At 76.4% G+C, this 13061-nt stretch carries 5 protein-coding genes; all 5 read right to left on the bottom strand.

Annotated features, from left to right (window positions below; all coding sequences use genetic code 11):
• Positions 1-34: 34 nt before the first annotated feature.
• A complete protein-coding gene (locus ACFCX4_RS08425; RefSeq protein WP_376139855.1) occupies positions 35-2020 on the bottom strand; it encodes a hypothetical protein in 1986 nt (661 codons plus the stop codon).
• A complete protein-coding gene (locus tag ACFCX4_RS08420; protein ID WP_376139854.1) occupies positions 2017-4140 on the bottom strand; it encodes a hypothetical protein in 2124 nt (707 codons plus the stop codon). The genes ACFCX4_RS08425 and ACFCX4_RS08420 overlap by 4 nt, the downstream gene beginning before the upstream one ends.
• Positions 4137-6683, bottom strand: a complete 2547-nt coding sequence (locus tag ACFCX4_RS08415; protein WP_376139853.1) for a hypothetical protein — start codon at positions 6681-6683, stop codon at positions 4137-4139. Before ACFCX4_RS08415 ends, ACFCX4_RS08420 begins: the two co-directional genes overlap by 4 nt.
• Positions 6680-10570 carry a tubulin-like doman-containing protein gene (locus tag ACFCX4_RS08410; protein ID WP_376139852.1) on the bottom strand — a complete coding sequence of 1297 codons (3891 nt, stop codon included), beginning with the start codon at positions 10568-10570 and terminating at the stop codon, positions 6680-6682. Before ACFCX4_RS08410 ends, ACFCX4_RS08415 begins: the two co-directional genes overlap by 4 nt.
• Before the next feature lie 91 nt (positions 10571-10661).
• Entirely contained in the window at positions 10662-13016 is a 2355-nt protein-coding gene (locus tag ACFCX4_RS08405; protein ID WP_376139851.1) for a VWA domain-containing protein, read from the bottom strand.
• Positions 13017-13061: the final 45 nt, after the last annotated feature.

The following is a 13061-nucleotide window of genomic DNA, read 5'->3' as shown; positions in this document are numbered from 1 at the left end:
GGGTCCGGCGTCGCCGGACCGGCCCCGGGAGGGGTCACTTCAGGTTCATCACGAGAAGCGCGCCGGCCACCAGCAGGACGACCGCGAGGACCACGATGACGGCGACGATCCGCGGCTGCTGGTCCGTCTCCCGCGGTGGGTACTGCCCGGGCGGACGGTCCGGCTGCCGGGCCGCCGGTGCCGCCGGTGCCGTCTGGTCGGGCTGGTGGCCGGGCCGGTAACCGGACCGGTCGACGGCGGCGGGCGGTGGGGCCTGGACCGGGGGAGCGGCGGGTGGTGGGGGGACCTGGGCGGGCGTCGGCTCCTGCTCCGGCCGCGGGTGGTGGTGCGTGCGGGGCGGCGGCGGAGGAGGCGGCGGCGGTGGTTGCGGGGCCGGGGCCGGGTCGGGGTACCGGTCCGCGAGCGCACCGGCCGGGAGCCGGTGGAGCAGGAGCTGCCACACGCCGGGCGGCAGGTCCGGGACCGGCCGGTCCGGGCCGGGCGGGGGAAGGAGCCGGCGCAGCAGGGCGTGTTCGCCGGGGCTGTCGTCGGAGAGCAGGGACGCGAACAGCCGGTGCAGCGCGGGCTCGTGCCGGACGTCCCGGGTGTGGGGGAGGACGGCCCAGCCGAACAGCCAGGCGGCGCGCCGGACGGTCTGGTCGTCGAGCGCGGCCGGCCGGCCGGGCGGGGTGTCCTCGGACCGGAAGAGGAAGAGCCGCTGGTGCAGGACCTCGGCACAGAACCGGTGCACCTCGTCCGAATCCTGCGGCAGCCGGTGGAGACGTTCCCGGAAGAGGAGGAGCAGGCGCTTCGTGGCGGTGTCGGGCAGGTTCTCCTCGCGCAGGATGTCGAGCAGCGGTTCGTCGGCGATTCCCTCGCTCATGTCGACCAGGTAGTGGAGGGCGGCGTCGTTCGGGCCGGGGCGGACGAGTTCCCGGCGCAGGTCGTGGAGGCGCGGCGGCGCCGGCGGGTGGTCGAGGTAGAGGGGCGGGTCGTCCGGGTCGTCGACGGGGCCGGGGTCCGGTGGCGGCATCGGCGGGGTGGGGCCCGGAGCGGGACCGGGGTCCGGTGGCGGCATCGGCGGGGCGGGGTCCGGTGGCGGGGTGTACGCCGGCGGCTGCGGGCGGGGGCGCGGGGCGGCGCCGAGGGCCCGGGCGAGGCGGCGCAGGCGCTCCTCGGCGGGCAGGTTCGCGGCGTCGCGGAGCCCGCTCCCGGTCAGCAGCGGCAGCCCCGCCGTCTCCTGCGGGTGGAGGTCCAGCCAGTGGTCGACCAGCCGGGTGCCCAGATCGTGGGCACGGTCGGCGTCGGGCCGCCGGGGGTCGAGCCGGGACCGCGGATGCTCCGGCCCGGAGTCGGTCGCCCAGTCCGAGACCCAGGTGATCATCAGGTCGTGGCGGTCCGTCACGTCGTAAGTGGCGAAGGTCCACGGCTGGGGGAGCCAGTCAGGGCCGAAGATCTTGTACAGGCCCCTGATCACCGTGACGGACCGGGCCGCGGTCCAGTCCGACAGGGAGTCGGTCCGCAGCGAGAGCCGGGCGTGCGGACGGCGCAGCAGACTCGCGGTCGCGACGGCGAGTGCGTCGGTGTCCTCGGTGGCCCGGTTCCACGGGGTGTTCCAGACCTGCTCGGCGGCGTCCTGCAGCACGCTGTAGGCGACCCGGTCGCACTCGCCGGTGGTGTCCTCGGCGAACTGCGGGTCGCTGAACCGCCAGGCGTGCAGGGACAGGACGCGCCAGGGATTGAGTATGCGCGGGTCGCCGAGCAGCAGGTGGCAGGCGGTGCTGGGCCGCCCGCCGGGGTCCTTGGTCGGCCAGCGCTGGATGACGGCGGCCTCACCGCGCTGGGTGACGGTGCTGACCAGGCTGGGGCGCACCGCGCGGTCGACCCTGAGCAACGGCGCCAGTTCCCGGGCCAGTTCGTCGGCGCGGTCCTGGGAGCAGGACCAGGCGGCGGCGGTGATGCCGGTGCTGCGGCGGCCCTCGTTGCCCTGCCAGCGGAACACGATCTGGTCGAGGCAGCGGTCCGCTCCGGTGGTGTTCATCGGGTTGCCTCCACGTCGGCACGGCCGTCCGCCAGCTCGATGATGCCGTGCATCGCGAGCAGTGAGATCAGCGGCTCCAGTACCCGCTGCGCCCGGACGCCGCGCGGGTAGCGGCTGTCCTCCTGCCGGCCGCCGGTGGCGGAGGCGATGTGCATGGTGCAGTTCAGGGCGGTGTCGAAGGGACGCAGCCAGGCCTTTCCGGCGTGGCGGTGCAGCAGGGCGTACACGTCGCGGCTCTCCTCGTAGAGCCGTCGGCGGCTCAGGGGGACGGTGCCGGGCTCGGTCAGCCAGCGGTCCACGGGGGGCTCGGAGCGCAGCAGGTCGGCCTTGGCGACCACGATCGCCGACGGGACGGTCAGGTAGGGACCGGTCCGGGGGATGCGGTCCAGGGCGGTGGCGAACGCGGGGTCGCCGTCCCGGTTGACGTGCAGGCGGAGCGTCGCGCGGAGTTCGTCGAGCTGGGGCAGGGGCATGGCGAGGGTGGGGTCGACGACGAAGACCAGGGCGTCGATGCCGAGCAGGAACCGCAGCAGCGCGTCGGTACGCAACAGGTCCTCGCCGGCCAGGTCGAAGAACGCCAGTGGACGGACCCGGCCGCGGGCATCGGTGATCAGCAGCGACTCGACGAAGCGGGCGCGCCCGCCGTCACCGAGGCTGATGGTGTGGTCGAGCACCCTGCCGTCGCGCAGCGGTACCACACGGTCGTTGAGGAAGCTGGCGTGCTGCTCCGGGTTGACGGACTGCCAGCTGAGGCCGTACGGCTTCAGCCGGTCGTCGGCGATCTCGGCGATCATCTGGGTCAGCAGGTGGCTCTTCCCGGTGTTCGACTGGCCGATCATGGCGACGGTCAGCGGGCGCCCGTTGGTGAGGTAGGGCACCGGGATGTGGTGCGGTGGCGTCCCCTGGTTGCCGGAGCAGAGCTGAAAGGCGCCGCGCAGCTCGTCGGCGAGCAGCCGGGGGTTCTGATTGTCGGAGAACGCGTAGGGCTTGAGTTCCCTGACGGCATCGGGGGCGTAGAGCGCGCCCGGGTCGAAGCGGATGTACTCCAGGCAGTAGGGGCACAGCACGCCCCCCGGCTCCTCGGCGGGCGCCTCCTCCGCCGACCCGTACGCCGTGCCCGGGCTCCCGGCGCCGTACCCGCGCGGGCCGCCGTCCGCGCCGGGGCCGCCGGGCGGGTCGCCGCCGGCGGCGCGCTTGAGGGAGACGGCGTGGTCGAACGCGGCGCGGTGCGGAGCCAGGCCGTCGCCGTCCAGCGCGCCGCCGCCGGCCGGCCCGCGCTCGGGCGAGAGCAGGCCGAGCAGCGCGGCCGGGGTGGGCCGGTCGACGGCGCGGACCGCGAACGAGGACCGCATGGTGTGGGCGAGCGAGCGGTGGTCGGTCAGGTCGGCGGGCTCCCGGTCGGGATCGCCGGTCCGCCCGGTGACCAGGCGGTACATCACCTGGGCGGTGCTCCACAGGGCGTCGCGCGGGTCGCTGTGGCCGGTGCCGGCGCGCAGTTCGGGCGAGGCGTACGGCGCGGGGCCGCGCGGGGTGCGGGGGCGGCCGGTGTGGACCACCGCGTCCAGGCCCCACAGCTGGACGGACCGGCCGTCCCAGCGGACGGTGGACGGGGTGACGCCCTGGTGCACCAGGCCGAGCCCGGCGAGCAGGGCGGCGGCGTCGACGAGGTCCCGTTCGATGGTGCGCAGCTGGACGCCGGCGAGGCCGTGCAGCCGCTCGGCCGGGTTGCCGCGCGGCGGGCGGTAGAGCACGAACGGCTCGGCCACGTCCAGGTCGTAGCCGATCACGACGGGGAAGAGCCGGGCGGCCTCGGTGTCCCCGAAGGTGCGGTGGAGCCGCAGGGCGGCGGCCGCCTCGGTGTCGAGCGCGTCCCGGGCGGCCTCGGTGACGCCGCTCTCGTCGGAGGCGGCGGCCCGGACCTGGACGCAGCGGACGCCGCCGTCGAGCAGGGTGTTGCGCATCCGGGGGACGCCCCGGGCGGGGCCGGCCGGGTCGGGGCCGAACCGCGCGGTGGCGTGCCGGCGCCGCCCGGCGGGGGTCAGGTACGGCAGGTCGACGCCCTTGCGGCGGCCGGGGTCACCGGGGCCGCGCGGGGGTGGGCCGGACCCGTTGGTGCTCACCACTGCTCCTCCTCGTCGTACGAGACGTGCCGCTGCCGGACCGTCTCGACCACCCCGGTGCGCAGCGCGGTCAGCCGCAGCCGCCCGGCGTAGCGGCCGGCCGCCGTGCGCACCTCGCGGCCCTCCTCGGCGGGCCGGCCGTCCGCGCCGCCCCCGGCGCCCTCGCGGGCGGTCTCGGGGGCGAAGCGGATCAGGGCGACCGCGGCGGGGTTGCGGCTGAGCAGGTCCAGCTGCTCGGCCGAGTTCAGCTGCAGCAGGCCCTGGCCGTCCTGGTCGGGTCCGCCCGGGTCGGCGGCCCGGCGGATGTCGATGCCGAGCAGCCCGGACGGGCCGCTGCGCGCCCGGTGCGGGGCCGCGAACGGCGGGGCGGGCAGGATGTCGTTGCGGCGCAGGTGGTCCCGGGCGACGGCGAGCAGTTCGCGCACCCGCTCGGCGATCCGGGCCTGGGCGGCCTCGCCGGCGTGGCCGCCCTCGACCGCGCCCCAGTAGGGCTCAAGGGCGGTCAGGGCGGCGTCCGTCAGGTCGGCGGCCAGGGTCGGCACCAGGTCGGGGCCGCCCTTCGCCTCCCCGCGCGACAGCCAGCGCGGTCCGGGGCCGCCGGCCGGCCGGGTGCCGTTCCCGGTGCCGACCGGTGCGGCCGGCCCGGTGCCGTGGGAGGCCCCGGGCGCGGCCTCGTCCGTCCAGCCGGCGGTGTCCTCGGACGGGACGCTCGTCCAGTCGTCGTCACCGGCGCCGGTGTAGCCGTCCCGGTCGCCGTCGCCGCCGTACCCCCAGGCCGCGTCCTCGGACTCCTCGTCGCCGGCGGTGCGGCCGAGCCAGTCGTCCTCGGTCTCCGCGGCGGCCTCGGGCTGTTCGGCGGTGAGGTCGAGGGTGGCCTCCTCCTCGGCGGCGTCCGCGGTGGCCCGCAGCACACCGACCACGGAGGCCGCGGCGTTGGCGCAGTAGCGGCGCTCCTCGATCGCCCAGAACTCGCGGACCGCGCGGTCCAGCAGTTCGTCGAGGCCGTTCAGCTCGTTCTGGAGGGGCGTGATGCCGCGCTCCAGGCCCCACCGCTGCGCGTGGTCGTGCCAGGAGTGCAGCAGCAGCCAGCAGGCGAGGCCGAGACCGACCGGCAGGCCGAACGCGCCCGCCCAGACCGGGAGTCCGGCGGCGGTGGCGGCGGCGTCGGCCGCCCCGGCCCCGAGGAGGGCGGACAGGCCGAACCGCCCGGCGTCGGACGCCCGGCCCGGGCCGCCGGGCAGCCGGACGGTGGCGAGCAGCACGCCGAGCACGAGGAGCAGCGGGACGGCGAGCGCGGCCGGCAGCGCGGGCCAGGCCCAGAACCCGCCGAGCAGTCCGGCGAGCCCGGCCGCGGTCAGCACCCCGGCGCCGGGCGGGTCCGCGGGCAGCGGCCGCTCGGGCGGGCCGGTCGGCCGCAGCCGGTCCAGCTCGGCCAGCAGCGGGGCGTTGGACAGCGGCTGGACCTGCTCGGCGAGCAGCGCGAACCGCTGGGCGACCGAGCGCAGCGGCAGGCCCTCGCGGAGCAGCCCGACGGCGAGGCCGCGCAGGCTCTCGCCGATCCGCTCGCCGGTGGTGGTGGCCGGGTCCACGGCGACGCCCAGCCGGGCCAGCCGGGTGACGGACTCGGCGGCGGACTGGGTCCCGGCGGTGCCGCCGTCGCTGCGCAGCACCTCGCCGACCAGGCCGCCGTAGCGGTCGATGCTCTCCCGGCCGCGGGCCAGCACGGTCTCCAGCTCGCGCCGGCCGGCGCCGGTGATCAGCCCGGACGGGCCGCCGAGCAGGCCCAGTTCGGCCTCGGCGTCGGCCAGCGCGCCGACCACCTCGTGGTAGGCCCGGGACGCCGCGCCGCCGTCGACCCGCCGCCAGGGGGCGCCGGTGGTGGCGCCGGCGACCAGCCCGTCGAGGGTGTTGGGCAGACCGCCGCCGGCCCGGCCGGCCGGGGACGCGGTGTGCGAGCCGGCGAAGCGGAGCAGGGCCTCGCTCCAGGCCTGGCCGCGGACCTCCGGGGAGAGGCCCTGCTCCATCACGCGCAGCGCCGGGGCCGCCACCCCGTCGGGCAGCGAGCCGAGCAGGTCCAGGGTCTCGTCGAACAGCTCGGGGATCGAGAGGAGGTCGACCAGCACCGCGAGGGCCTGCGGGTCGGCGGGCCCGGCCGGGTCGTCGGCGCCGTGCCCGGCCTGGAGGTCGCCGGCCCAGAGCAGGCCGGCCTCCGGTGCCCGCAGGGTCGAGGGGCGCACCAGCCGGCGCTCGGCCGGGTAGCCCTCGGCGGGGTACGCGGGCAGGCCGCCCACCAGGAGGCAGAGCACCCGTACCCGGCCGGGCGTGCGGTAGCCCATGACCTGCTCGAAGCGGGTGAGGTGGGCGTCGAGTCCGGCGGGGGTGTCGACCACCAGGAAGCGCTGGTCGTGCGGCTGGGCCAGGCCCTGGGCCGCGAGCCGGCCGGCGACGGCGGCGCGCAGGGCGGCCGGGTCGTCGCCGGCGAGTTCGTCGGTGCGCAGGTCCAGGTGGACGACCGGCGCGGTCGGGTGCAGGGGAGTGCTCACGCGGGCTCACCGTCCAGGTGCTCCGGGCCGTGACCGGTGCTCCGGCCGGCGTCGCGCGGGGTCTCCCGGGGGACGTCCCAGGTGGCGTCGCGGCCGGCGGTACGAGCGGGTTCCGGGTCCGGGTCCGCGGAGCGGTCCCAGTCCCAGTCGGGGGTCCGGTCGGTGGTGCCGAAGGCGTCGTCGTACTCGGCGCGGCCGGTGGTGCCGTACGGCTCCCGGTCCGGGCCGTGGCCGTCGCGGTCGGTGCCGTGGCCGTCCCGGTCCGCGGTGCCGCGCCCCGTGCCCTCGCGCCCCGTGTCCTCGCGGTACCCGCGGCCGCCGTCGCGGTCCCCGTCGTACGGGTCGCCGACGTATCCGCCGTCCTTGTACCCGCCGTCCCGGAACGCGCGGTCGCCGTAGGGGCTTCCGTCGTACGGGTTGGTGTCGTACGGGTTCCCGTCGTACGGGTTCCCGTCGTACGGATTGGCGCCGCCGCGCCCCCGGCCGGTGGTGCCGTAGCCGTCGTCGTACCCGCGCCCGGCGGCGCCGGACCGGTCGTCGCGGCCCCGGGCGGACCGGTCGACCGGGTCCGCGCGGCCGGTGCGCTCCTCGCGCGGCTCCCGTCCCGCCGGCTCCCGGCCGCCGGGACCCCGCCCGTCGGGCCGGTCGGCCGGCCGGACGGTGCCGAAGTCGTCCTCCTCCCGCACCGGCGGCACCCGGGTGCCGTGGGCGCCGTACGCGTCCTCGTCGACGTCCTCGGCCGCGCGCGGGGACAGCTCGCCGCGCCGGATGACGTCCAGCAGCGTCTCCAGGTTCGGCTGCACGGCCCGCTGGTCGTTGAACTCCAGCCTCAGCGCGGCCGGCAGGGTGTCCGCCCAGAACTGCCACAGCGGACGGAACCAGCCGTCGACCCGCTCCCCGCCGATCTCCCGGCGGGAGTGCAGCAGCCGCAGCTGCTGCGGCGCGATCTGCTCGACCAGCCGGACGAACAGCGGGTCCGGCAGGCTCGCGGAGCGGGTCAGCCCGGCCGGGCGGGCCGCCATCAGCCGGCTGCAGTAGTCCTCCACCGTCCGCTCGTCGTCCAGCACCGTCCACCGCTCGTAGGCGCGCAGCAGCTCGGCCCAGCTGGAGACGCCGTTCTGGTGCTCGCCCAGCCGCAGCCGCACGCCCGGCACGTCCACCCCGCGCTCGCGGAAGAGCCGCAGCCGGATCAGCTGCGGGGAGTCCTCGCTCCCCTCCAGCACGTCCACCTGCCCGTTCCAGAGCAGGCTGAGCAGCCGGTGCAGGATCAGCCGGCGGTCCGCCTCGGTGGAGACCAGCCAGTCGTCGCGGTGGCCCAGCCGCTGGCGCCAGCGCAGCACGTCGTCGGCCTGCTCGTGCTCCTTCGCCTTCGCCCACTGGCGCAGCATCTTGCGGGCCTCGGGCACCTGGGTGAGGCTCATCTCGCTGCGGAACAGCACGACCGTGATCGACTGCGTCTCGACCCCGCGGAACTCCGACCGGGCCTCCTTGGGCAGCCGCAGCGCCTTGCGGAGGAAGTCCTCCACCTCGCCCGTCGACTTCACCCGCGGGTACGTCACCAGGGCCTTCAGCGGCCCGGTGCCCTCCGGCACGAACCCGGCGGGCAGCAGCCCGGCCAGCTTGCGGCCGAACTGCTCCAGGGCCTCCTTGCTGACCTGCTCGGCGTCCTCCGCGCTGCCGGCCGCCGCGGCCAGCAGCACCCCCATCGCGGGCAGCAGCGGGCGCTCCTCCAGCAGCTCCCCGCTCTCCGCGAACAGCCGCTTGACGCCCGCCTCCACGGCCGCCTTGACCTCGCCGACCGCGTTGCCGGGGCTGCGCCGGCTGACCGTGTTGGCGGAGCGCCACTCGTCGCCGCCGACCAGCCGCATCAGCAGCGCCGCCTCGTCCTCGGTCTCGGGCAGGCCCTCGCGGGCCGTGAGCCGGGCGACCAGGTCGTCGTAGAAGTGCTTCAGGTCCCGCTGCGGCGGCAGCAGGTACGAGACGCCGGTGCGGTCCTCGTAGAGCGTCTGGGACTGCTCGGCGAACGCCCGCGGTTCGTCCTTCGCGTGGGTGCGGAAGGCCGTGGCGAGCCGGGCCACCTCGGCGTCCAGCGCCCGGGCGGCCGGCTCCCAGCGCTGCTGCTGGCTCTTCCAGCCCTCGTGCCACAACTGCCGGCTGCGCCAGCGGTACCAGGCGTCCTGGGCGCGCAGCACGGCCTGGACGTCCTCGTCGCCCCAGCGCGGCTGGGCCAGGCCGCCCATCCGGCGCCGGATCCGGGGGACCACCGGCGGCTGCTCGTGGGTGCCGGGCGGCAGCGGGGGCGTGTGGGTGCGCTGGTCGAGCATGCCGAGGAAGCCCAGCCGGGCCAGGTCGTTGGCGTCCTGCGGCTCGCCCCGCACGATCCGCTGCAGGGTGAACGGGTCGACGCTCGCGAGCAGCCGGTCGACCGCCCGGCGGGGGGCGAAGTCCTTCGCCATGTCGGCCGTCCGGACCGCCACCTGGCGGGCCAGGTTGGCGAGTTCGGACTGCATGTCGACGAGCCGGGAGGCCAGCCCGGCCTCGATGGCCGAGCTGCCGCGCGGCTCGGGGGCGGCCGGCTGGATCTCCAGGACGGGCCGCAGCAGCAGCTCCTCCAGCCCGGAGTCGGTGAACATCTGCTGCACCAGCTCCGCGGCGGCGCGGTCCGGGCGGCGCGCGCGGTCGTCCAGCAGGCCGACGGAGGCGCGCAGGATGCGGCCGGAGACCAGGGAGGCCAGTTCGTCCACCGGCGCGGTCATCGAGGCGACCAGGCTGGTGGAGACGCCGCGCCGGCCGATGCCGGACGGTGAGTTGGCGGCCCGCTGCACCCCGCGGTTGATGAAGCTCGCGGCGAAGGTCTGGTAGTCGTCGTCGGCCCGGGTGCGGGCGGTGCGGCCGTCGCCGAGCTCGGTGCCGATCAGGGACATCACCAGCGACACCATGGAGCGGCGCAGGTCGTCCGGGCGGATGCCGGCGGTGCGGTTGAACAGGAAGGCGGTCGGCAGGATCCCGGTGCGCATCCGGACCGGGGCGGTGCGCGGGTAGCGGATGCGCAGCGTCAGGTCCTCGTCGAGGTCGCCGAGTTCGGCCCCCTCGACCGGCGCGTTCTGCTCGTCCACCAGGCGGAAGAGGTCGACCAGGGCGCGGGCCGAGTTCAGTTCCGCCTCCCGGCCGCCGCCGCTCGCCGCCGGGAACGCCGAGGGCATCACGACCAGCGGGTAGATCTTGACGCCGTCGAAGCCCTTCTCCCGGAAGGCGTGGTTGATCAGGTAGAGGTAGTCCAGGAAGATGCCGGCGCCGGTGCCGCCGGCGACGGAGAACGCCACGAAGACGTCGCAGCCGTTGACCGGGCCGCCGCCGAGCTGGCTGAGCACCCCGCCGGAGCGGGCGAGCGCGTCGATGGCCTGCATCAGTGGTTCCAGGACCGGGTCCAGGCCGCCGCGCAGGGTGCCGAACAGGCCCGCCCGGCCGACGGTCGGCAGCTGGCCGGCGCCGTTCTTGAGCGGGGTGACCCGGGGTTCGTTCTGCCGCGGCGGCAACCAGGCGGCGGTCTCCTCGGGCAGGCTGGCGCGGAGCATCTTGGTGACGTCCGGCGAGCTGTCGAAGTTCGGCAGCAGGTCGTGGGTGGAGCGCGAGGTGCGGCTGAACGCGGGGCGCAGCGCCGGGGCCGCGGTGGCGTGCGGCAGCCGTGCCAGGTCGGTCTCGCTGAAGTCGGCGTAGACGAACTGCAGGCAGTCCGGGAGCTGGTAGGGGGCCATCGCGCCGAGACCGGTCAGTGCGGTGCCGTCCGGCCCGCAGAGTTCGGCGCGCAGCCGCCGGTCGAGTTCCGCGCCGACCAGACCGCCGGTGCCGCCCAGACCGACGAACAGCATCGGCTGGAAGATCTTCATGGGTTCCGCCTCCATCCGGCCGCACGGTGCGGCCGGCTCGGGTGTGGGGTGGGACGAGGGTGTGGGCCGCGGCCACGGGCGGCGGCCGGGGTCAGAGGAAGTCGGAACTCGGTGCCGACCGGTCCGGCTCGGGCGTCCGCCGGCCGGAGCCGGGTGGCGGTGCGGCGGGACCGGTGCGGCGGCTCGCGCCGAGCGTCAGGCCCAGGCCCTCGGCGAGCGGCACCGGGCTGCCCGGGGTCAGCCGGGAGCGGGCCCCGCGGCGGACCTGCAGCACGGCGCCGCCGTCCTGGCTGCGCTGCACCCGGTAGGCCCCGCCGGGCCGGCGGACGAGCCGCGGGTGCGGCCCGCCGATGCCGCTGACCTCGAACTCGTACCAGCCGCGGGCCCCGGCGGACACGGTGTGCTTCCCGAGTTCGCGGCCGTGGTCGTCCAGCAGGATCAGCTCCAGCCCGGCGGGGGAGCTGCGGACGGTCCTGATCCGGAAGCGGACCAGCAGTGCCAGCAGCGCGACCACCAGGACGGCGCCGATCAGCACCAGCGCCCACCACCACTTCTCCAGGAAGGTCGGCGGCGGGGTGACGGTGACGGACAGCGGGGTGTCGATGACGACCCGCTCGCGGTCGGAGGTGTCGGCGACGGTGACCTTCCCGCCCAGGGTGAGGCCCGAGTCGCGGAGCAGCCGGCCGAACGCGTCGGCGTCGCCCGCCGTCAGCGTGACCTTGACGGTGCGGGACTCCTTGGGCTCCAGCCTGACCGAGTCCGGGGACAGCGTCAGCAGCCCGGGGGCGAGGTCGGTGACGGCCGGACGCAGGGTGTGCGGCGCGGTGTCGTCGTTGCGCAGGGTCAGGGTGCCTTCGAGCTTCTCCCCGGGGTGGACGCGGGGGTCGTCGTCCAGCGAGAACCCGGCGGTGACCAGCGGCACCGGCGGGGAGATCACCGAGTTGAACGGGCGGTTCTCGTCGGCGGTGAGGCCGGAGGCGGTGAGCGTGCTGGACGCGGTGAAGCGGCCGGTCGCGGCGGCCGGGACGGTGACGGTGCCGGTGAAGACCGCGTCGCCGCCCCTGGAGTCGGGGGACGCGCCGTCGTCGGTCAGGGCGACCGGGACGGCCGGGAAGCCCTCGCCCTGGAGGACGGAGGTGACGGAGAGGTCCTTGAGGTCCTGCTGGTCGGTGATCTCCAGGCCCTTGCGGGTCTGCAGCCGGACCGTCACGGTGGCCTTCTCGCCGGCCCGCGGCGACGGCGGGTTCACCGTGATCGAGCTGTTCAGGGCGCCGTGCCAGAGCACGCTGACGCTGGCCAGCTGCGACCGGTGGTCCTCGGGGGCGTCCAGGTGGACCCGCCAGGTGCCCGGCACCGGGTCGGTGATCCGCAGCGACTCGGTGGCCTTGTCGCGGCCGGAGAACTCGAAGACGGAGCCCTGGGCGGAGCCGGAGGCCTTGATCTCGTTCCCGCCGGGGTCGAAGTAGGTCGCGGTCACCAGCGGGTCGCCCTTGTCGACGACGATGCTGCCGATGGTGGCCAGCGGGGAGATCCGCACCGACAGGTCGACCGGCGGGCGGCCGGTCACCTCCTCGCCCCGCAGGCAGTGGGCGGCCTGGAACGCCGCCACCAGGGCGGCGCCGACCGCGGCCGAGTCCTTCACCACGGAGGCCCGGGGCTTGGCGAGGGGGAGGTCGACGCAGCCCTGCTGGTACCCGCCGGCGGCCATCCGCTCCAGGGCGGCGGCATCGGGCTCCGCGCCGAAACCGAGCGGCCAGATCTGGACGTTGGCGGCCCTGGCGGTGTCCAGCGCCCGGGCCAGCGCCTCCTCGCCGGCGGCGGCGCGGTGGCTCGGGTCGCCGTACGCCGGGCTGTCGGAGACGTCCAGCTTGCCGTCGGTGAGGAGGAACAGCACCCGGGGGACGGCGGGGTCGGTCCCGGTGCTCAGCCGGCTGACGCCCTGCAGCACGGCGTTCGGGAAGTCGGTGCCCTGGCCCTCGGCGGGGGTGCGGCTGTGCAGCCTGGCCGCGCAGACGCCGATCCCGTCCCGGCCGGCGGCGTCCAGGGCGGTCGGCGGGCAGACCTCGTCCACCGGCTGCTGGCCGGGCTGGTCGGCGCTGGCGAAGCCGAAGATGCCGATCGTGGAGGCGCGGTGGACCTCGCCGAGGGCGATCCGGACGGCGGCGGCGCGCTCGCGTTCGAGGTCCGCGGGCTTGAGACTGCCGGACTCGTCGACGGCGACGGCGTAGTTGACCGGCTTGATGGCGTCCGTCGCCGACGTGGACGGCGCCGCGGGCGAGGCCGTGGGAGAGGGGTCGGCGAGGGCCGGACCGGCGGGCAGCCCCGTGGTCAGCAGGGCCGCCGTGACGACGGCCGCGGCCCGGCGGCGGCCACGGCGTGGTCGCGGCGGCCGGGTGGTGGCCGTCGGGGTGCGACGGCGGACGGGCGCGAGGGACAGGTGGAGCACCGTCATCTCCTCCGGATCGGGGTGCGTGCTCCCGCCCGGCCGGCG

Source organism: Kitasatospora sp. NPDC056327, assembly GCF_042261735.1.
Classification (GTDB): domain Bacteria; phylum Actinomycetota; class Actinomycetes; order Streptomycetales; family Streptomycetaceae; genus Kitasatospora.
This window is presented reverse-complemented; position numbering and strand designations above follow the sequence as displayed.